This window comes from Pseudomonas sp. GL93 (genome assembly GCF_003408955.1).
In the GTDB taxonomy this organism is placed as follows: domain Bacteria; phylum Pseudomonadota; class Gammaproteobacteria; order Pseudomonadales; family Pseudomonadaceae; genus Aquipseudomonas; species Aquipseudomonas paracarnis.
In genome coordinates, this window is the sequence record NZ_NKRF01000076.1 from 186133 (window position 1) to 207859 (window position 21727).

Genomic DNA, 21727 nt, shown 5'->3' on the forward strand with positions numbered 1-21727 from the left:
GCCAATCGGCGAGGCCGCAGGTATACTTCGAGTCCGTTTTCCGCTCTGGACTCCTCGACGATGACCTTTGATTCGTTCGACATTAAATCCCTGATTCGCCCCGTCATCGACTTCCCCAAGCCTGGGGTGATCTTCCGTGACATCACGCCGCTGTTCCAATCGCCCCGTGCCTTGCGCCTGGTGGCCGACAGCTTTGCCCAACGCTATGTCGAAGCCGATTTCACCCATATCGGTGCGATGGATGCCCGTGGCTTCCTGATCGGCTCGATCATCGCCTACCAGCTCAACAAGCCGCTCATCCTGTTTCGCAAGCAAGGCAAGTTGCCGGCGGACGTGCTGGCCGAGGGTTACCAGACCGAGTACGGCGAAGCCTTCCTGGAAGTGCACGCCGACAGCCTGTGCGAAGGCGATTCCGTGCTGATGTTCGATGACCTGATCGCCACCGGAGGCACCCTGATTGCGGCGGCGAACCTGGTGCGGCGCATGGGGGCAAAGATTTTTGAGGCGGCGGCGATTATTGATTTGCCGGAGCTGGGTGGCTCGCAGCGGTTGGCAGACATGGGCATTCCGACGTTTTGCCTGACGCAATTTGGGCTGACTGAGAGATAAGAGTCGTCAGTACTGCCGTCATCGCGGGCAAGCCCGGCTCCCACCTTGGAATGCATTCCCCTGTGGGAGCCGGGCTTGCCCGCGATGAGGCCCGAAAGAACACCCCGGTTTACAACCCCATCTGCTTACTGATGATTTCATTCATCACTTCACGCGTCCCGCCACCAATCGACAAAATCCGGTTATCGCGATAAAGCCGCTCCACCAGGCTGCCACGCATATACCCCTGCCCCCCCAGTATCTGCACCGCGTCATACGTCACTCGATCAGCGGTATCGGTGGCCAGGTTCTTGGCCATGGAAATTTCTTTGATCACGCTCTTGCCAGCGGCCATTTTCGCGGCCTGGCGATAGGTGAACTCGCGGGAAACCTCCACGGCGGTAGCCATTTCCGCCAGGCGATGCTTGAGCACCTGGAATTTGCCAATAGGTTTGCCGAATGCTTCACGCTGGGCGGCCCACTGAAGGCTTTCCTCCAGGGCCAGCTGTGCAGTCATGTTGGCCATCAGCGCCAAGGCCAGGCGCTCGCTCTGGAAGTTGCCCATGATGCAGGCAAAGCCCATGTTCTCGACGCCGATAAGATTGCCCACCGGCACGCGGCAATCGTCGAAGAACAACTCGGCGGTGTCCGACGCCCACCAGCCCATCTTCTTCAGCGGCTGGCCGATGGTGAAACCCGGGGTGCCTTTTTCGATCAGCAGCAGGCTGATACCGCCAAAGCCCGGCCCGCCCGTGCGCACGGCTACGGTGTAGAAGTCAGCGCGAATGCCGCTGGTGATAAAGGTCTTGGCGCCGCTTACGCGGTAATGCTCGCCTTCACGTACGGCGCGGGTTTGCAGGTTGGCTACATCTGAGCCGCCGCTGGGTTCGGTGACCGCCAGGGCGATGATCTTTTCGCCGGCCAGCACCCGAGGCGCTATGCGCTCACGCACGTCAGGCCGGGCCCATTTGACGATGGGCGGCAGGCCGATATCCAGGGAGCCGAGCCCTGCCACCACGCCACCAGAGCCGCAGCGCATCAGTTCTTCGCTGGCGGCGACCTTGGCGAACAGATCGCCTTCGTGGCTGCCACCCAGCGTTTCGGGATAACCGATCCCCAGAATGCCCGCCGCACCGGCCTTGAGGTAGAGCTCGCGGGGAAAGCTTTGCGCCTCCTCCCACTGCTCGATGCCGGGCAACATCTCGCGCTCGACGAAGCGGCGCACGCTGTCGCGGACCAATTGGTGGCTGGGATCGAAGTATTCCTGAAAGGCAGACATCGGCAAGCTCCATGGCGGGATGGAGCGAACTTACCAAGCGCTTGCTTGGTTATCAAGTCATGCATCTGCGCTAACCCTGTAGGAGCGAGCTTGCTCGCGAAAAACGTCAACGATAACGCGTGCTTCCTGCGTGAACGCGGCGCCTATTAGTTTTTCGCGAGCAAGCTCGCTCCTACAGGATTAGGAAGCCCAAATTGCAGTGGGTTTTAGAGCGCGATGGGTTTACGGCCTGCGAACGAGTGTGCCAAGGTGCCGCCGTCCACCAATTCCAGCTCGCCACCCAACGGTACGCCATGGGCGATCCGTGAAGTAATCAAACCTTTATTGGTCAGCAACTGGGCGATGTAATGCGCCGTGGCTTCACCTTCCACCGTCGGGTTGGTCGCCAGGATCACTTCAGTAAAGGTGCCCTGCTCTTGTATCCGCGCCACCAGTTGTGGAATACCGATGGCTTCCGGCCCCAGGCCATCGAGCGGCGACAGGTGGCCCTTGAGCACAAAGTAACGCCCGCGGTAACCGGTCTGCTCCACGGCGTACACATCCATCGGCCCTTCCACCACGCACAGCAACGTGTCGTCGCGACGCGGGTCGGCGCATTGCGGGCAGAGTTCTTCTTCAGTAAGGGTGCGACACTGGCGGCAATGGCCCACGCCTTCCATGGCCTGGCTCAGGGCCTGGGCCAGGCGAGTACCGCCGCTGCGGTCACGCTCCAGCAGTTGCAGCGCCATGCGCTGGGCAGTTTTCTGGCCGACGCCGGGCAAAGTGCGCAAGGCGTCGATCAGTTGGCGAATCAGGGGGCTGAAGCTCATGGGCGAAGGGTCCGACAAAACAACGAGACGCGGTTTATACCCGCGCCCCGGATTAGCGTCAAATACTCAATCCTGCGCGACGCGCACCACCAACTTGCCGAAGTTGCGCCCTTCGAGCAGGCCGATAAAGGCTTCGGGCGCCTGCTCCAGGCCATCGACCACGTCCTCGCGGAACTTGATCTTGCCCTCGCGCACCCAAGGCGCCATGGCGCTGAGGAACTCCGGCTGGCGGTCGCCATAGTCGTCGAACACAATAAAGCCCTGGATGCGCACCCGCTTGGTCAGCAAGGTGCGTTGCAGGGCCGGCAAACGGTCAGGGCCGCTGGGCGCTTCATGGGCGTTATAGCCGGCGATCAACCCGCACAGCGGCACGCGCGCCTTGGGGTTGAGCAAAGGCAGCACAGCATCGAAGACTTTACCGCCGACGTTTTCAAAGTAGATGTCCACGCCTTTGAAGCAGGCCAGGGCCAGCTCATGGGCAAAATCTTCGCTCTTGTGGTCGATACAGGCGTCAAAGCCCAACTCATCCACCACATAGCGGCATTTTTCCGCGCCACCGGCAATGCCCACCACGCGCAAGCCCTTGAGCTTGGCCACCTGGCCCACCACCGACCCCACCGCGCCCGACGCAGCCGCCACCACCAGGGTTTCCCCGGACTTGGGCTGGCCGATATCCATCAAGCCCATATAGGCCGTCATGCCCGGCATACCCAGGACGCCCAAGGCCATCGACGGACTCGGCAGGCCCTTGGGCAGCGGGATCAGGTTATGGCCTTCGCAAATGCAGTGGCTTTGCCAGCCAGTGGCGCCGACCACCAGGTCGCCCACTTCGAATTTCGGGTTGCGCGATTGCTCGACACGGCTGACAGCCCCACCGGTCATCACTTCACCGATTTCCACGGGCGCGGCGTAGGACGGCGCGTCACTCATGCGTCCACGCATGTAGGGGTCCAAAGACAGGTACAGGGTCTTGAGCAGCACCTGGCCGTCTGCCAGGTCCGGCAGGCTTACACGTTCCAGGCGAAAGTTTTCCGGCGTGGGGGCGCCTTGAGGGCGTGAGACCAGAACGATGCGTTGGTTGAGCGTCATATCTTGAGGCATCAGCGGGGCTCCTTTATCGGTGAGTGGTTTCAACGGTATAGGGTGCAGACCATCGGTGAAGGCTTGGGGTTCGATGTTTCGACCGGCCAAAAAAATGCCAGGCGCGATGCCTGGCATTTGAGTTTAGCTAAAGCGTGTATCAGAACGGCAGTTTCATGCCCGGTGGCAGTTGCATGCCAGCGGTCACACCGGACATTTTGTCCTGGCTGTTGGCTTCGATCTTGCGCACAGCGTCGTTGACGGCTGCGGCGAACAGCGCTTCGAGCATTTCCAGGTCATCTTCACCCACGCCCGGCAATACGCTTGGGTCGATGCTGACACGCTTGATGTCGTGACGACCGGTCATCACCACGCTGACCATATCGCCACCGGCTTTACCGGTGACTTCGGCGTTGGCCAGCTCTTCCTGCATCTTGGCCATTTTTTCCTGCATCTGCTGCGCCTGCTTCATCAGGCCGGCCATGCCACCTTTCATCATGGGAATCACCTCAAAAGTACGTGGATCAATGAGTAGCCCGGTGTCATGACGCTTGGGGCACCGGGGCTTCGACAGGTTCAATAGTATCGTGGCGGACGACCGCACCGAACTGTTGCATCATTTGTTGGATAAGCGGGTCTGCGTGGATCGAGTCCTCGGCCTCGCGCTGGCGGTTAAGGCGCCGACGGGTCGCTGCCTGGGCCGGGGTTTCCTGCTCGGGCTTGATCAGCTCGATGGCGATGGTCAGCGTGCGCCCATGGTACTGGTTGAGCGCATCGTTGAGCCGGCGCTGCTGGGTGGCGTTGAACAAGGCGCTATGGGCCGGGTCCAGGTGCAGCAGCCAGTGGTCGCCTTCGATGGAAATCAGGGTGCAGTTGGCGGCGATACTGCCGGTCATGCCGGAGATCGGCAATTTCGGAAACAATTCCAGCCATTGCAGGGCCAGGCCGGTAGCCGGGGCCGCGGCAGGTTCTGCCTCGGGCTCGGGCGCAGGTTCCGCAGTGTGCTCGCTGGCCAATTCGTCCAGGTAGCTGTAGGCCGAATCCATGTCCGGCTCGATGTAGTCTTCGTCCAGCGGCGGCTCGTCGTCCAGGTCAATGCCGGGGGTGGCGGCGTCGACCTGGGCGACCGTCGGTTCAGGAACGGGCGCCGACACCCACTCTGGGGCATCCGGCACCACGCTGTCCGGAGTCGGCGCAGGCATCGGCGTCAGCTCGGGCTGCTCGCCGGTGGTTTCCAGCACGGGCTCCACGGCGGGCTGTTGCTCGGGCTCTACTTGCGCTTCGACCGGGTCATTCCAGGGCAAGTCGACCACGGGCTCGGGCTCGATGACCGGCTCGGGCTCGACCACAGGTGCGACGGCAACTGGCGCAGGTTCGGGCTCAGGTGCCAGCGCAACCGGCTCAGGCACAGCAACCGCTGGCGCAGCAACTACTGGCGCGACAACGGCCGCGCCAGCCACTGGTTTGGCGGAATCAACTGTGGCCTGGCTGATCCCCACTGGCTTTAGCGGCTGTCTCGGTGCGTCTGCCGAATCTGCCGGCCGGAACGCCAGCATGCGCAGCAGCACCATTTCAAAGCCACCCCGCGGGTCGGGCGCCAGGGGCAGGTCGCGGCGACCGATCAGTCCCATCTGGTAGTAGAACTGCACGTCTTCGGCAGGCAAGGCCTGGGCCAGGGCCAATACGCGATCACGGTCGCCATGACCGTTGTCCACGCCTTCCGGCAGGGCTTGGGCGATGGCGACGCGGTGCAATACGTTGAGGATTTCGGAGAGCACACCGTTCCAGTCCGGGCCTTGCTCCGACAGGTGGCGCACCGCTTCGAGCAACGCCTTGGCGTCCCCCTCGATCAGCGCGTGCAGCACGTCGAACACCTGGCCGTGGTCCAGGGTACCGAGCATGGCGCGCACGTCGGCGGCCATGACCTTGCCTTCACCAAACGCGATGGCCTGGTCGGTGAGGCTCATGGCATCGCGCATCGAACCATCGGCGGCACGGCCCAGCAACCACAGTGCGTCGTCTTCGAACGGTACGTTCTCGACGCCCAGCACATGGGTCAAATGCTCGACCACGCGCTCGGGGGTCATGTTTTTCAGGGAAAACTGCAGGCACCGCGACAAAATCGTTGCCGGAAGTTTCTGCGGGTCGGTGGTGGCCAGGATGAACTTGACGTAGGGCGGCGGCTCTTCCAGGGTTTTCAACAAGGCGTTGAAGGAGTGGCTGGACAGCATGTGCACTTCGTCGATCAGGTAGACCTTGAAGCGGCCACGGCTCGGCGCGTACTGCACGTTGTCCAGCAGCTCGCGGGTGTCTTCGACTTTGGTTCGGCTCGCGGCGTCGATCTCGATCAGGTCGACGAAACGCCCTTCGTCGATCTCACGGCACACCGAACAGGTGCCACACGGCGTCGAGGTGATACCGGTTTCACAATTCAGGCATTTGGCGATGATGCGCGCAATCGTGGTCTTGCCCACCCCGCGCGTACCGGTGAACAGGTAGGCGTGGTGCAGCCGTTGGCTGTCCAAGGCATTGATCAGAGCCTTGAGCACATGGGTCTGGCCGACCATTTCGCGGAACGAGCGCGGGCGCCATTTACGTGCAAGAACCTGATAACTCATCGAAAACCGTCGCAACTGGGAAGCAGAAGCCGGTAATGCTAGCGGAGCAAGGGGGAAATTGCATCCGGCACGCTCGTCTAATCTGACGAAGCTTATTCGATTGGCCTCCCAGAAGGCCCCTGCGGGCGTGTTGCTGGCACATTGGAGCGCCAACGCCCTTCCAGGCTGATAGCGGCGACGCTGGCCAACACGATCCCCGCGCCCAGCATCACCTGCAGCGTGACGTGTTCGCCCAGCAGCGTGGCGGCCATCAGCATGGCAACCGGGGGAATCAGGTACATCGCCACCGACGCACGACTGACCTCGACGTGCTTCAACACGTAACCCCAGGCCAGATAGGCCAAGGCACTGGGAAAAATGCCCAGCACCAGCACGGCAAGATTCTCCGCCATCGGTGCCTGCACGATGGCGGCGGGCAGTCCCGGCAGGTTCACGCACAGCATCAGGGTGCCGGACCACACCATGTAGCAGGCCATGGTCAACGGGCTGTAGCGATGGGCGTAATGCCGCTGGATGGCGAAGTACACACTCCATGAGCAGGCCGCCAACAAGATCAGCAAACCTCGCGGGTTGATATCGCCCATGCCCTGGTCGCCCCAGATCACCACCACTACGCCGGCCAACCCCAATAGCACGCAGCCCCAGCGCCAGGCGCTGACCTGCTCCTTCAAGCAGAAAAACGCGATCAACACACTGAACAACGGCGCCGACTGTGCCAACACACTCGACGCCGCCGCCGTCACCCATTGCTGCCCGTAATTGAGACTGGTGTGGTGCAGGAACACCCCGAAAAAGCCCAGCACCAGCAGCCACGGCAGGTCGCGCAATGGTGGCCGTCCAATTCCCACCACCCAGGCCACGCCGCCCATGAATACCGACGCGATCAAAAACCGCAGCAGCGCCAATTGGCCGGGACTATAACTGTGCAGCCCCATGTGTACGCCGATGGGCGAATACGCCCAGCAGAGGATGACGCTGGCGATGACTAGCGTAAGCTTCAGAGGTGACGGAGTATTCATCGGCAGCATCCACGCAAAAGGAATGCTGCCAGTCTTGGCCCACGCCAGGCATAGGACAATTAAGCGTTTCTGACTTCTGAATTCATTGGAACTGAGCAATGGAACTGGCCCAACTGAAAATGGTGCGAGCCGTGGCGCAAACCGGCAGCGTGGCCCAGGCTGCACTGCAATTGCACTGCGTGCCGTCCAACATCACCACGCGCATCAAGCAGTTGGAAAGCGAGTTGGGCACGCCGTTGTTTATCCGCGCCGGCCGAGGGCTGGCGATCAGCGCCGCGGGAGAGATCTTCCTGGATTACTGCGAACGTATCCTGGCCTTGGTGGATGAATCCAAACGCGCGGTGGATGCCAGCGCCATTCCCCGTGGCACCTTGCGCATCGGTGCGGTGGAATCCAGTGCCAGCGGGCGCTTGCCGCCGCTGCTGGCGGAATACCACCGGCGTTATCCCGACGTCAGCCTGGAACTGGTCACCGGTGCCTGGGCGCAACTGCTGGACGACTTGCAGCACCACCGCCTGGATGTGGCGCTGGTGGCCGCCGGCGGTAAACGCACGAAGCTGGAACAGAGCGTGGTCTACAGCGAACGCCTGGTGCTGATTGCCAGCGCGTGCAGCGCACCTATCAACAGCGCCGAGGACTTGGCCGGCCGTACATTGCTGGTATGGCCGCCGGGCTGCCCTTATCGCGCCGCCCTGGAAAACTGGCTCAAGCCCTATGACGTCAAGCCAGCAATCGCCAGCTATGCAAGCTGGGGCACGATCATCGGATGCGTCAGCGCGGGGATTGGCGTGGCGTTGGCACCCGAGGGGATCCTGGCGCGCTATGAACAGGCCAATCAGTTGGCGTCTTATCGCTTTGAAGCGCTGACGCCCGTGGACAACCTGTTGTTCTGGCATACGGACACCCAGCGGCATCTGGCGCGAGATGCGTTTGCCGGGCTACTGCGCGAGACCTTCGGCTGACTTGCCTTAATCGCCCTAATGTAGGAGCGAGCTTGCTCGCGAAAAACTCACGGGCGCCGCGTTTATTCAGAAAGCACGCATTATCGTTGACGTTTTTCGCGGGCAAGCTCGCTCCTACAATTCAGGGCTTCGGGGCAGCCAACCGTGCGTACTGGCCCTGGCTGATCCAGCCCGTGAACGAACGGTCGTCAGCGTTGATGAATTCCACCTGCGCCCAGCCGTCCTTGAATGCCAGTACGCCCACCACGTCATGCTTGACAATGTAGGGCCGCTTTGCCGCTTTGGCGCCCGGCGTTTTGAGCAGGTAAGCCTTGTCGGCAGACACCGTCACCAAGCCGATCCATTGTTTGCTGGCGGTCTGGCTCAGCTCCAGGCCGGTGGCGATTTCCGGCATCAGCACGTTGATGCAGCCAGGGTGTTGGCGGCCCTGCTCCACCGTCAGGGTCACCCCGTCGGGCGCCGCTGCCACACTGCCTGGGTAGGCAGCGTCCCGCCAGGTGGTGAGCGCTTCGGGTTTGCCTTGCAGGTAGAACGTGCAACCACGGGCCACACCTTCGCCCATCGATTCCTGGTAGAAACCCTCGACCTGATGCCCAGGCGTCACCGCCAGCATCAGCCCTTCATATTGGCCTGAATGCAACGCCGCCGAGCCGGCCAACGCGGGCGCCACGGCGCACCACGACAACACTCCCATCGCCAGATAACGAATCATCTTATTTCTTCCCTTCAAAGGCTTCGTAGGCTTGTTTCATCAGGACGTCATAGTTGCCGTAATCGTCGCCGTTATAGTTTCGGGCCATGGCGGTAAAATCCTTGTTTTTCATGGCACTCAACAACGCCGAATTGTGGCTGCAAAGGCTGAGATAGGCTTTGAGTTGGTTACCGGCATTGACCTTCAATGACGCCACGAACTCAAACACTGTCTTGAATCCGCACGCGGCAAAGTTGAACCCCATGATCTGAAACATGCCCCAGGAGGCCGACATCAAGGCCGCTTCCTGGTCCAGCGCAAAGGCAGTGGCCATGGTCTCCCAGGCCTTGACCTGATCCTTGTTGTTCACCTGCCACTGCGGGCCGGCTTTTTTCTTGTAGACATACGACAGCAGCGGCTGCGACTGGTCATAGATGTGCTTGGTGTACTTGCGAAAGTGGTGCCCTTCAAAGGCGATGATCGGCAACTTGGCGGGCCCGAACCCCACCTTCCCGCCCGACTCCACCGTGGCGAACGCCTTGACCACATTCACCGAAATACCGTTGCCCAATTGCTTGGCTGCGTTCTGGAAATCCGTATCGCTCAATGTCGTCCCGCCGTCGCAGGTGGACTGCATCATCAACTGCCGGTTACGCCGTTCGGCCTCGATCACCGCACGCACGCGGTCCAGGTACACATTGACCGTGGCCTGTACCGCATCGACGTTGTTATTGCCGAAGATATTGAGAAACGTCGGAATACGCGTGTTAGGAAAAGCCCGCACCGGCACCTTCAGCGCCTCTTCGATCAGACTGTTGAACGTCCGCCCGGTGGGGTCGATCACGCCATCGGGATGGGCGTACTTGAGATGGCGAAACTGGTACTGGCTGATGCATTGCACCAATTGGCCGTCGCACTTGCCGTTCTCCAGCAAGGCAAACCCCATCTTGGGAATGATCAAATTGAATAGATACTGGATGCACTGAACATCGGCGGGCAAGTTGCGGGCTTTGCCGGGCGTCCCCACCGAAGCACTGATAAGACGAGGCAACCCTTGCAGGCTTTTCATGACAGACATCCTTGTGAGTGAAAGAAGTGATAGCACTTCAACATCAAATCCATGCCCTTGTCATACTCTGAAACAAGTGGCCGGCGCAAGCTAACAAGGCGGTCTGCGGGTTGTCCAGAGGGCTTTATGAAAGTTGTGAAACAGCCGGCTTAAATCCGTCAGTAACCGTGGGACTCACGGGTCTTTTGATACTTGTGGTAGTCGAGCCACTCGACCACATCGTAGGGCAGGTACAACTGCACCCTGGCCCGTGAAATCGCGATATACACCGCACAGAGTCTTTGATCGAACGCGTAGGCGTCCTGGAACTTCACGTTGGTCAACAGTTCCGGCGTAAGCAGTACCCGGTCGAACTCCATGCCGCCCGCATCCTGCGCCAGCATCAGCAGGACGCGCTCGTCTGGATGGCCGATCAACCTGTTCAAACGCGTGACATCCGCCACGTTAAAGCCTTTTTCCAGTTCGGCCTCGACCCACAGAAACGCCTCATCGAACTGGCAGGCTTCGCGCACCTGCTGCCAATCGGCCATGTCACTGAAAAACGCATGGGGGCCGAGGTCATTGAACTCATTGCTATAGAAATCGGGTTTGAACAACGCGATGACCGTGTCCATGAAATGCTTGAGCGACTGCTGGGCCTCTTTGCTCGCCAGGCCGAACGCACAACGGGCCTGGCTCAGTTGGATCGCCCACTGCATGGTGTCCCAATGGGAAGCGGTCAATACCACGCAACCTTGCGGGGGTACGAAACCCTGCGGGTAAAACTCAATGCCGACATCGGCATCGCGTGCGCCCTCGAAAAGCGATTTGCTTTTTTCCGAGTGCAAGCTGATCAACGAGTTGACCAGGCGCTCGACATTGCGCCCGGAACGCACGGAGTAGCACACGTCGGTATGGCGAACCTCACGGGCGCGTTTGACCACGCCGCCACTGGCCTGCTGATACTCATCCCCCAAAGTGATCAGCACCTGGCGGCCGCGCTCGATGATTTGCAGCAGCGGCGCCGGGATGTCCTGGCTCTCATCGATGAGCACGTGGGTATAGCGCTCGGGGACGACGCAGCCTGCAAGGCTGGCGCGCTTGATCATCAACAAGGCTTCAAACCCGGTATGGTGGCCCCAGGCCGGGTTCGCCTCAAGATAGCCCCACAACCGGCTAGCATATTCGAGCAGCACCCTGGCATCGACGCCGGCGAGCGGTTGCTTGAAATGCGGCAAATGCTGGGCCGACAGGCTGTACTCCCAGGAGCGGCAGTAAGCCTCAAGCACCTTGAGGCACACCTCCACCACCGCTTGCCCTTCCAGGCGGCGAAAACCAAAGATATTCAGTTCTTGGGCGAGCGCCTGCTTGGTCGGCACCCTCGCCGGCGTGTTCAGCGGCTGTAACCTGGGGCCATGCAACAGGGCATGGGCAAAGCCCTGGAAGGTATGCCCGGCCTTACGCTCCCGCACTCCCACCATGCGCGCACGCAGGGTTTCGAGTTTTGCCGGGGTGCGTGCCAGCAGCAAGGTCTTTTCCGGGCGCAGGTGCTCCAGCAAGGCCACCAGCAGGTGACTCTTGCCAATGCCTGCGTAGCCTTGCACATGCAGGTCTTCGTTCAGGTTGGCACGGAAGGTTCTGAGCAGCTTGTCCTGTTCGGCGCTCAACCAGCGCTCGCGATGCCTGGGCGTGATCACCTGCTGGCTGAACGGATCATTGGCCTTGAGGTGGCGGACTTTATATTCGACATCCCATTTGCCACTGGGCAACAGATAGTCCCGCGCCTGCACTTCCTCCTCCAGCAGAAAGCGCAGCTTCAGGCTTTTGACCACATTGAGGCCGAAGTACAGCTTCCTCTGATCGAACAGCCGCTGCGCTTCAGAGAGCAGGGACACACTGGCCGAATGGCTGGCATCTACTGCCCAGTCAATCAGCTTGGCCAACACTTTTTCAGCACCGTTGGCGCTCAGGTCGCTTTCCGGCACCTGCGCCAGGTTCTGGATCACCAGCACCGCCGCCAATTCGGGCTCACTCAGGGCTACAAGCGCATCGAAACCCTCACTGCCCAACAAACCCGCACAGGTGTTCGCGGTGATCGGCAAGAATACGGGGCTGGATAAGTCGAAATGTTCCGAGTGCATAGAGCCTCGTAGCCAGGGGAAGAGACGCTTGGGAGTATGCCACTAGACGCGAAATGACCGTCATGCACTGTGCAAGAAGCATCACAGATGACTGGCTGAAAATAACTTGAGTTTTAGAAGGGACTGCAGAAGGGAGCGTTATGGAGGCAACCCCACCAGCCACACCCCGGCACACAATGTTCCCGCTGTGGCTGCTGCCTTCCGGCTCTGACCAGGTTCACGGGTAATCGTTGCGGGGGGACCGATGGGGTCACCATAACGACGCTGCCTCTCGGCAAGCCGCGCCATTGTACCCATCTCATCGGAAGTTACAACCGTTGGTTCCGGATTAAAAAATGAGAAGGCTCAAGCACTTGCCATAACCCCATCGGCCCTGCCGCCTTCTTCCTGGATGACCAGGTGAATAAAGTGCAGCTTGGCAATCACCGCGGGCGGCAGCACAAAGGGGTAGAAATCCGGCTGGCCCATGGCGCGGGACAGTTCGTTGAGCATGCCGGCCAGTTCGATCCAGGCATTGACGAAGGAAAGGAATGCCGGGCCGCCAGGGTGTTGGGGGTCGTAGAGCGTGGTCAGGGGGAATGGCTGGTAATCCAGGTCCATCTCGCGGGCGCTCATGCCAAAGCCCAGTGCTGTGTCCACGGCGTCCATCATGTGCAGGTAGTGAGCCCAGGTTTCGGCCCAGTCTTCCCATGGGTGCATGGTGGCGTAGGCGCTCACGCAGGTGAGTTGCCAGTCCGGGCGCGGGCCGCTCTGGTAGTGCCGGTCGAGGGCTTCGGCATAACTGGCGCGTTCGTCGCCGAACAGGTTGCGAAAAGGTGTAAGCCAGTGGCTGTTGGCGATCAGGCGGTCCCAGTAGTAATGGCCGACTTCATGACGAAAATGGCCAAGCAAAGTGCGGTACGGCTCGCGCATCTGTACGCGGATTTTTTCGCGGTGGGCGTCGTCGGCTTCCTTGATGTCCAGGGTGATCAGCCCATTGGCGTGGCCAGTGGTGGGCGCGTTGCCTTCCAGGTCGATACCGATGAAGTCAAAGGCCAAGCCAGCCTCTTCGTCTACGCTCTTGGGCACCACCTGCAAGCCCAGGCTGATCAGTTGCGCGACCAAGCGGCGTTTGGCGGTTTCGACCTTGCGCCAGCGTTCGGGGTTTTGCGCAACGGAAAGGTCAGGGATGGTGCGGTTCAGGCTACAGGCCACGCATAACGACGCTGTGCTGTGAGCAGGAATCAGCCAGTTGCAGGCGGCGGGTGAATCGAGGTTGGCACAGCGCCGGAAAGCGCCGGCATCGAGATTGCCGTCGGCCAGCCACGTACCGACCACCGGTCCAGGTTGCAAGGACGACAGGCGGCTTTGCTGCGGCTGGTAACCCAACGCCGCCTGGCAGGCCAGGCATTGGCTGTTGCGAAAGAACAGCGACTGGCCGCACCGGCATTGCCACACCTTGCTGTTGCGCGAGGTTTGGGCCATGAACGGAGCGGCGATGCGCGTGCTGAGTTGCTCGAAGTAGCGGAACATGGCGATCTCTCCCTGGGGTGACAGAGACTAGATCATTTCTCGGAAGAGATCGTTCCCACGCTCCGCGTGGGAATGCCGCCTTGGACGCTCTGCGTCTGCGCGAAGGCCGCGACGCGGAGCGTCACAGGATGCGTTCCCACGCGGAGCGTGGGGACGATCAATCAGACGGTGATGTTGTGCTTGGCCAGGAAAGCGACGAAGGCCTCTTCGTCCAGTACTTTCAGGCCCAGCTCATTGGCCTTGGCCAATTTCGAACCGGCGCCCGGTCCCGCCACCACGCAGTGGGTTTTCGCCGAAACGGAACCGGCCACCTTGGCCCCCAGGCTTTCGAGCTTGTCCTTGGCCACATCGCGGCTCATCAGCTCCAGGGAGCCGGTGAGTACCCAGGTGTGCCCGGCTTCGGGCAAGCCTTCAACGACCTTTTTCTCGCTCTGCCAGTGCATGCCGAAGTCCTTGAGCTGTTGCTCAATGGCCAGGGCGTGGTTGGCGTTGTCAGCATTGTCGAAAAACTCCCGTACAGCCTTGGCTTGCTTCTCGGGCAGCGCTTGGCGCATATCGAGCCAGTCAGCTTTGATTACGCCTTCCAACGAACCGAACTTGTCCGCAAGCTTCTGCGCCGCGCCCGGGCCCACCGATGGCACATGCAGCTTGTCGAGCAAACCACCCAAGGTGGTGCTGGCGGCGAATTCCGCGCTGAGCTCGCCCTGCTCCTGCAATTGCAGGCCACATTCGTCCGGCGACAACAGCGCGCCAATCACCTGCTGGTTGTGCCCGTCTTCAAAGAAGCTATGGATCTCATGAGCCACTTCCAGCCCTACATCCGGCAAGTACGTCAGCACCTCTGGCAACGCTTTTTGAACACGCTCCAGGGACGCCAGCGAGCGCGCCAGGACCTTGGCCGTCTCCTCGCCCACATCGGGGATGCCCAAGGCGTAGATAAAGCGTGCCAGGCTCGGGGTCTTGCTGTTTTCGATGGCGCTGATCAGCTTCTTGCTGGAGATATCGGCAAAGCCTTCCAGGTCGATGATCTGTTCGTACTTAAGCTTGTAGAGATCGGCCGGCGAACCGATGAGCTGTTCATCCACCAGTTGCTCGATGGTCTTGTCACCCAGGCCATCAATGTCCATGGCCCGGCGCGAGACGAAATGAATGATTGCCTGCTTGAGCTGCGCACCGCAGGCCAGACGCCCGACGCAACGGTACACCGCGCCTTCGCTGACGGTTTCCTTGCCCTTGCTGCGCTTGACCAACTGCGTGCGCTCCACATGGGAACCGCACACCGGGCAATTTTGCGGGATCTGCACAGCGCGGGCGTTTTCCGGGCGGCGTTCGGTGACCACCGAGACCACCTGCGGAATCACATCACCGGCGCGGCGAATGATAACCGTGTCACCGATCATCAGCCCCAGGCGTGCCACTTCGTCCATGTTGTGCAGGGTGGCATTGGACACGGTCACGCCGGCCACCTTGACCGGCTTGAGGCGCGCCACCGGCGTGACCGCACCGGTACGGCCGACTTGGAACTCCACGTCGAGCAGTTCGGTGAGTTCTTCCATGGCCGGGAATTTGTGCGCGATCGCCCAGCGCGGCTCGCGGGCACGGAAGCCCAGTTCACGCTGGTAGGCAATGCTGTTGACCTTGAACACCACGCCGTCGATTTCATAGCCCAGCGCATTGCGGCGCTCACCGATGTCGCGGTAGTAGTCCAGGCATTCCTGGATACCTTTGGCCAGCTTCAATTCGTGGCTGATCGGCATGCCCCACTTCTGCAGCTGCTTGAGGTTGCCGATATGGGTGTCGCTGATATCCGCGGTCACTTGGCCGATGCCATAGCAGCAGAACTCCAGCGGGCGACTGGCGGTGATCTTCGAATCCAGTTGGCGCAGGCTGCCCGCCGCGGCGTTGCGCGGGTTGGCGAAAGTCTTGCCGCCCACCTCCAGTTGCGAGGCGTTCAATCGCTCGAAACCGGCCTTGGACATGAACACTTCACCGCGCACTTCCAGGGTGGCCGGCCAGCCCGTGCCGTGCAGTTTCAGGGGGATATTGCGCACGGTGCGCACGTTGACACTGATGTCCTCGCCCGTGGTGCCGTCGCCCCGGGTGGCACCGCGCACCAGCTCGCCATCCTGGTACAACAGGCTGACCGCCAGGCCATCCAGCTTCGGCTCGCAGCTGTATTCCACCGCCGCGCCAGCGCCAAACAGATCACCAACCGGCAGGTCAAGCCCCTCGGTGACCCGGCGATCAAACTCCAGCATGGTGGTTTCATCGAAGGCGTTGCCCAGGCTGAGCATCGGGATCTCGTGCTTGACCTGGGTGAACGCCGACAACGCCGCACTGCCGACCCGCTGCGTCGGCGAATCACGCGTCACCAGTTCCGGGTGCTCGGCCTCCAGGGCTTTGAGCTCGTGGAACAGGCGGTCGTACTCGGCGTCCGGGATGCTCGGCTCGTCGAGGACGTGGTAGCGGGAGTTGTGCTGATCCAGTTCAGCGCGCAGTTCGAGAATGCGGGTATGGGCGGCGGTCATGGGTGTTCTCTCATAAAGCAAAAGAGCAGCCGAAGCTGCTCAATATGTTAGTGCACGGATTCTACAGACAACGCTTAAGATCGATCCTCAGCGTTTCTGTGTCAGGGCGCGACGCTCGAACTCGACGATGCGCTGACGGTAGTGTTCGATGGTCTGGGCGGTGAGCACGCTGCGTTGGTCGTCCTTGAGCTCGCCGTTGAGTTCCTGGGACAGCTTGCGGGCGGCGGCCACCATCACGTCGAACGCCTGTTTCGGGTGACGCGGGCCTGGCAGGCCAAGGAAGAAACTTACCGCCGGGGTGCTGAACAGGTCGATATCGTCCAGATCGAACGTGCCCGGCTTGACCGCGTTGGCCATGGAGAACAGCACTTCGCCGTTCCCGGCCATGCTTTCGTGACGATGGAAGATATCCATCTCGCCAAAACGCAGGCCGCTTTCGAGGATGTTCTGCAAGAGTGCCGGGCTTTTGAAACCGCCGGCGTCGCGGCAGATCACGCTGATGACCAAGACTTCTTCGGCAGCCGGCTGATCGTTCACCGATTGGCGCGCTGCACTCTTGGTGGACGTCTCGTCCGGGAAATCGTCATCGCGGCTGCTGAAGCTCGGGCCATCATCGACGTCGAGGTTCAGGTCGCCCTGATGCGGCTCGGCAACCGCCGCGCTACCACGTTTGCCACGCTTGGACGACGGTTCGCGGGCTTCACGCAGCGGAGCGCTCATCGACGGCAGGTCGTGCTCGTCCAGTTGCGGCTCTTTATGGGTATCCAGCACACGGGGCGGCCCGAGCAGCTCGGCGGAGCCGTCGTCGTCAGGCAAATTGGACAGGTTTCGGTCCAGCCGGAACTTGAGCTTGCCCTTGCCACCGCGCATGCGGCGCCAGCCATCAAAAAGAATACCGGCAATGACAATGATGCCGATGACGATCAGCCACTCGCGCAGACCGATTTCCATGTAATCCCGTGCCTCTAATAAAAAATGCTGAAAAATAAGGGGTTTAGCACCGTGCAAACCGCTTTAAAACGTGGCGCCAACTCTATGTTCTGACTGACGTTTTGCCCACGCACACGAAAAATTGACATTAAACTAGCACGACCAAAGATAACTTTACACCGTCTGTCAAAATGCCTTGAACAAATATGTCCATTTGCCACTTTCCCCAGACCGGTAAATCGCCCTACAGCGCGCTGTAAATTCTCTCTCCCGGCGTGGCTCAGGATTCCACCATCGCCATCGCCTCTTCCACATCCACCGCGACCAACCGCGAACAGCCGGGCTCATGCATCGTCACCCCCATCAACTGGTCGGCCATTTCCATGGCGATCTTGTTGTGGGTGATATAGATGAACTGCACGGTCTGGGACATCTCTTTAACCAACCGAGCGTAGCGTCCAACGTTAGCGTCATCCAGCGGCGCGTCAACTTCGTCGAGCATGCAGAACGGTGCCGGGTTCAACTTGAAGATGGCAAATACCAGGGCCAATGCGGTCAGGGCTTTCTCGCCGCCGGACAACAAATGGATGGTGCTGTTCTTCTTGCCCGGAGGCCGCGCCATGATCGTTACCCCTGTATCGAGTAGATCTTCGCCCGTCAGTTCCAAGTAGGCGCTGCCACCACCGAAAACTTTTGGGAATAACGCCTGTAAACCGCCATTAATCTGATCAAAGGTATCTTTGAAGCGGTTGCGGGTTTCCTTGTCGATCTTGCGGATCACGTTTTCCAGGGTGTCCAGGGCTTCAACCAGATCGGCGTCCTGGGCATCCAGATAACGTTTACGCTCAGACTGCTGCTGGTACTCATCGATAGCGGCGAGGTTGATCGCACCCAGGCGCTGAATGCGCGCGGCAATCCGTTCAAGCTCTTCTTCGGCGTCTTTCTCGTTGGCCTCGGCGGTCAGGGTGTTGAGCACGCCGTGCAGGTCATAGCCGTCTTCCAGCAATTGGTCTTGCAAGGTCTTGCGGCGCACGGTGAGGGCTTGCCATTCCATGCGCTGTTGTTCGAGCTGGCCGCGGATCAACTGGGATTGCTGCTCGGCCATGGTGCGACGCTTTTCGGCGTCGCGCAGTTCTCGGTCGGCGTCTTCCAGGGCGATCTGTGCGGTCTTGAGTTCGACGTCGACGGTCATGCGCTTGTCGAGCAACTCTTCGAGCTTGAGGCGCAGCTCTTCCAGTGGCGCCTCGCCCTCCTCCAGGTTGAGGCTCAGTTGCTCGCGCTTTTCGGTCAGGCGTTCGGACTGCATCTCCAGGCGCTCAAGGGCCTGGCGCGTGGAATCGTGCTGGGCGCGCAACGAGCCCAGGCGTACGGCCAACTGATGGGCATGGTCCTTGTGCTGGCGGGCTTCCTGGCGCACGCGGTCGAGGCGCTCGCGCAGGCTGTCGCGCTGGGCCAGCAGCAACTCGCGCTGTTCGGTGTCCAGGGCCATGCTGTCGAGGGCCTCCTGCAAGTGCAGGCGCGCTTCACCGATCTGTTCATGTTCCAGGGCGCGCTGTTCGCCCATTTCGGCCACTTCTTCGTCAAGACGGGTGCGGCGCAGGGTCAATTGCTCCACCTTGGCTCTGCTCGCAGACAACTGGGCTTTCAACTCGCCTTGCTGGCGCGCTTCGTCCTGCAACAGCCGACGCAGGTGTTCGCGGCCGGTTTCCTGCTGGCGCTGGGTAGCGCGCAGGGTTTGCAGTTCGGTTTCCAGGCTTTCCAGAGTGGCTTCGCGTTCTTCACGCTCGGCACTCAGGTTGACAATTTCCTGGCCACGAGCCAATACGCCACTTTCCGCTTCGCTAGCGCGGCGCACGCGTAGAAAGTGGCGGCCGACCCAATAGCCATCGCGGCTGATCAGGCTTTCGCCGGCCGCCAACTGGCCGCGTTGGGCCAGGGCTTGCTCAAGGGACTCCACCGGCCTGACCTGGCCCAGCCATGGCGACAGATCAATCGCCGCCTCGACCTTGTCCAGCAAGCTGCCCGGTACCCGTGCACCATCAGCCGCTGGGCTGAGCAGGCGCAAATCGCCCTGGGCAAACCCGGCCAGGTCGAAACCAGCAAAATCATCTACCAGCACCGCTTGCAGATCGGCACCCAACACGGTTTCCACCGCCAACTCCCAGCCGGCTTCGACTTTCAAGCCCTCGGCCAGGCGCGGGCGCTCGGCCAAATGCTGGTCGCGCAGCCATTCGGCGGTGCCGGTACCGGGGTCGAGCGCGGCTTGCTGCAAGGCTTCCAACGAAGCCAACCGACCATTGAGTCGCTGCAAATCGCCTTGGGCCTGCTGCTGCGCCTGGGTCGCGGTGTGCAACTGCTGACGCAGTTGCTCCAGGCGCTCCACTTGCTGTTCTTCGCTGGCCTCCAGCTCTTCCAGGGTCATTTCGCTTTCGGCCAGTTGTTCGCTCAGCGCCATGATCGCCGCGTCTTCCGGGTCGGCGGCGAGCAGGACGCGCTCTTCCTGCAGCCGGCGCTGGCGCTCGGCCAGGCGTTCCATGCTGATTTCCAACTGCTGGATGCGCGACTGCTGCACCTCGGCCTGGCGGCGTGGCTCGGCGGATCGCAGGTTGAAGGCGTCCCACTGCTCTTGCCAGCCGTGCATGGTGGTTTCGGATTCTTCCAGGGCGGCGGCGGCTTCTTCGGCGGCGGCGCTGGTGATTTCCTGCTCGGGGGTGAGCATGTCCAGCTCTTCGCCCAGAGTCAGTAGCAACGTACGGTCATGGCCCAGGTGCGACTCGGTCTCCAGGCGTGCGCGCTCGGCTTCCTTCAAGTCATCCTGCAACTGGCGCAAACGCTGCTGGCCGTGCTGGATACTCTGCTCGACCCGGGCAATGTCACCGCCCACCGAATAGAAGCGGCCTTGCACCAGATTGAAGCGTTCGGACAACTCATGGTGGCCGTCACGCAGGCGCTCAATGCTGGCGTCGGCATTACGCTGCTCGGCCACCAGCGCTTCAAAGCTGACTTCCTGGGTGCCAATAATCGCTTCGCGCTGGCCCACCTGGTCATTCAATGCCTGCCAGCGCAGGGCCGACAGTTGCGCCTTGAGCTGGCGCTCTTCGCCCTTGTATTCCTGATACTTCTCGGCGGCCTGGGCCTGGCGGTGCAGGCGCTCCAACTGGCGCTCCAGTTCTTCGCGCAGGTCGGTCAGGCGGGCGAGGTTTTCATGGGTACGGCGGATGCGGTTTTCGGTTTCACGGCGGCGCTCCTTTTACTTGGGGATGCCGGCTGCTTCTTCGATAAAGGTGCGCAGGTCTTCGGGCTTGGCTTCGATCAGCTTGGAGATCATGCCCTGCTCGATGATCGAATAGCTGCGCGGACCCAGGCCGGTGCCGAGGAAGATATCGGTGATATCGCGACGGCGACACTTGGTGCCGTTGAGGAAGTAACTGTTCTGGCTGTCGCGGGTGACTTTGCGGCGAATGGAGATCTCCGCGTAGGCCGCGTATTCGCCGACCAGGGTGCCGTCGGAGTTGTCGAACACCAGTTCGATGCTGGCCTGGCTCACCGGCTTGCGGCTGGGGGAGCCGTTGAAGATGACGTCGGTCATCGACTCGCCACGCAAGTTCTTCGCCGAGCTCTCCCCCCTCCCCCAGCGCACGGCATCGATGATGTTCGACTTGCCGCAGCCATTGGGGCCCACCACCGCCGCCATGTTGCTGGGAAAGTTGACGGTGGTGGGGTCGACGAAGGATTTGAACCCCGCCAACTTGATGCACTTGAGCCGCACGCTTAGGCGCCCGCCAAGGCTGCGATGACCAGCGAACTGCTGCGCTGGCAATAGGCGGTGAGCACCAGGCGAATCTGCACCAGGTCACGGGCAAGCACCGCAGCGAGCAATTGCTCGAACAGCGCCAGGAACTCGCTCATGGACGCCTTGCGCTGATCCAGCGCCAGGTAATAAGCGCGGTTCATCGCCGGCTGCAGGTTTTCGACGGTTTCCTGCAAATAAGGGTTGTTGGCGAAGGGGTACGCGGCACGCATCACGCTGAAGCTTTCTTCGACGAAAGCGCGGATGTCCTCGCGCTCCAGGCTCAGCTGCAGGCGTTGCTGGATCTGCAGGAACGGCGCCATGTCGGCCTGGGTCTGCCAGCCTTCGGCAACCGCATTGCCGAGCAGGATGTACATCTCGCCCATCAACGTACACAGGCTCTGCACCTTGTGCGCGGTGAGTTCGGTGACGTGGGCGCCACGGCGCGGCAGGATCGCAATCAGATGGCGGCGCTCAAGGATCAGCAAAGCTTCGCGCACGGAACCACGGCTGACGTTGAGCGCCAGCGTGACCTTCTGTTCCTGGATCCGCTCCCCAGGCTTGAGATCGCCGCGAATGATACGTTCGGCGAGGTGGTGAGCAATTTGCTCGGCGAGACTGTCCGGCGCCTTGAACGTCATGTTTTCCCTTCAAAATCTGCTATCGGTACAAGCGCGGCAGTGTAGCGCATTGGCCCGCTGATGGCGCTACGCCCACCGTGGCGAATTTGGC

15 protein-coding genes, 1 other RNA gene and 1 pseudogene are annotated in these 21727 nt (G+C 61.1%); 2 read left to right on the forward strand and 15 right to left on the reverse strand.

Annotated elements, in window-relative coordinates; genetic code table 11:
- Positions 1-60: 60 nt before the first annotated feature.
- Positions 61-609: an adenine phosphoribosyltransferase gene (locus CER19_RS15590; protein WP_003193191.1), complete on the forward strand. Its 549-nt coding sequence runs from the start codon at positions 61-63 to the stop codon at positions 607-609.
- Between the two features lie 109 nt (positions 610-718).
- Here the strand turns inward: CER19_RS15590 and CER19_RS15595 are convergent, their stop codons facing one another.
- The 6 genes from CER19_RS15595 to CER19_RS15620 all read right to left on the reverse strand — a co-directional run bounded on the left by CER19_RS15595 (position 719) and on the right by CER19_RS15620 (position 7393).
- Positions 719-1867 (reverse strand): acyl-CoA dehydrogenase family protein, encoded by a 1149-nt coding sequence (locus tag CER19_RS15595; RefSeq protein ID WP_116667048.1) that lies wholly within the window; start codon positions 1865-1867, stop codon positions 719-721.
- Between the two features lie 206 nt (positions 1868-2073).
- Positions 2074-2676: a recombination mediator RecR gene (recR, locus tag CER19_RS15600; RefSeq protein ID WP_032895829.1), complete on the reverse strand. Its 603-nt coding sequence runs from the start codon at positions 2674-2676 to the stop codon at positions 2074-2076.
- A gap of 66 nt (positions 2677-2742) precedes the next feature.
- Complete coding sequence (locus tag CER19_RS15605; RefSeq protein WP_116667049.1) at positions 2743-3777, reverse strand: NADP-dependent oxidoreductase; 1035 nt, start codon at positions 3775-3777, stop codon at positions 2743-2745.
- Between the two features lie 139 nt (positions 3778-3916).
- A complete protein-coding gene (locus tag CER19_RS15610) occupies positions 3917-4255 on the reverse strand; it encodes a YbaB/EbfC family nucleoid-associated protein (protein WP_003193199.1) in 339 nt (112 codons plus the stop codon).
- Between the two features lie 43 nt (positions 4256-4298).
- A complete protein-coding gene (gene dnaX, locus CER19_RS15615; protein ID WP_116667050.1) occupies positions 4299-6374 on the reverse strand; it encodes a DNA polymerase III subunit gamma/tau in 2076 nt (691 codons plus the stop codon).
- 92 nt (positions 6375-6466) lie between these two features.
- On the reverse strand, positions 6467-7393 hold the full coding sequence (locus tag CER19_RS15620) for a DMT family transporter (RefSeq protein WP_116667129.1): 927 nt from the start codon (positions 7391-7393) through the stop codon (positions 6467-6469).
- Between the two features lie 98 nt (positions 7394-7491).
- Here CER19_RS15620 and CER19_RS15625 point away from each other — a divergent pair, with 98 nt between their 5' ends.
- Entirely contained in the window at positions 7492-8355 is an 864-nt protein-coding gene (locus tag CER19_RS15625) for a LysR family transcriptional regulator (protein WP_116667051.1), read from the forward strand.
- A gap of 121 nt (positions 8356-8476) precedes the next feature.
- On the opposite strand, the gene CER19_RS15630 is transcribed toward CER19_RS15625, so the two are convergent.
- From CER19_RS15630 to CER19_RS15670, 9 genes and pseudogenes are all read right to left on the reverse strand, one after another.
- Complete coding sequence (locus CER19_RS15630; RefSeq protein WP_116667052.1) at positions 8477-9067, reverse strand: hypothetical protein; 591 nt, start codon at positions 9065-9067, stop codon at positions 8477-8479.
- Between the two features lies 1 nt (position 9068).
- The gene (locus CER19_RS15635) at positions 9069-10115 is read right to left on the reverse strand and encodes an N-acetylmuramidase family protein (RefSeq protein ID WP_116667053.1); all 1047 of its coding nucleotides are present in this window, start codon (positions 10113-10115) and stop codon (positions 9069-9071) included.
- A 158-nt stretch (positions 10116-10273) separates the two neighbouring features.
- Positions 10274-12235, reverse strand: a complete 1962-nt coding sequence (locus tag CER19_RS15640; RefSeq protein WP_116667054.1) for a hypothetical protein — start codon at positions 12233-12235, stop codon at positions 10274-10276.
- Between the two features lie 150 nt (positions 12236-12385).
- An RNA gene (gene ffs / locus CER19_RS15645) (signal recognition particle sRNA small type) lies at positions 12386-12482 on the reverse strand.
- A gap of 98 nt (positions 12483-12580) precedes the next feature.
- Positions 12581-13747: a putative zinc-binding metallopeptidase gene (locus CER19_RS15650; RefSeq protein ID WP_116667055.1), complete on the reverse strand. Its 1167-nt coding sequence runs from the start codon at positions 13745-13747 to the stop codon at positions 12581-12583.
- Positions 13748-13908: 161 nt separating this feature from the next.
- Positions 13909-16275 (reverse strand): NAD-dependent DNA ligase LigA, encoded by a 2367-nt coding sequence (ligA, locus tag CER19_RS15655; protein ID WP_116667056.1) that lies wholly within the window; start codon positions 16273-16275, stop codon positions 13909-13911.
- A gap of 87 nt (positions 16276-16362) precedes the next feature.
- Positions 16363-17226, reverse strand: coding sequence for a cell division protein ZipA (zipA, locus tag CER19_RS15660; RefSeq protein WP_116667057.1), 864 nt, complete (start codon positions 17224-17226; stop codon positions 16363-16365).
- Positions 17227-17485: 259 nt separating this feature from the next.
- Positions 17486-20974: pseudogene (gene smc, locus CER19_RS15665) on the reverse strand (chromosome segregation protein SMC).
- Positions 20975-20976: 2 nt separating this feature from the next.
- Positions 20977-21636, reverse strand: coding sequence for a GntR family transcriptional regulator (locus tag CER19_RS15670; protein WP_116667058.1), 660 nt, complete (start codon positions 21634-21636; stop codon positions 20977-20979).
- Between the last annotated feature and the right edge of the window lie 91 nt (positions 21637-21727).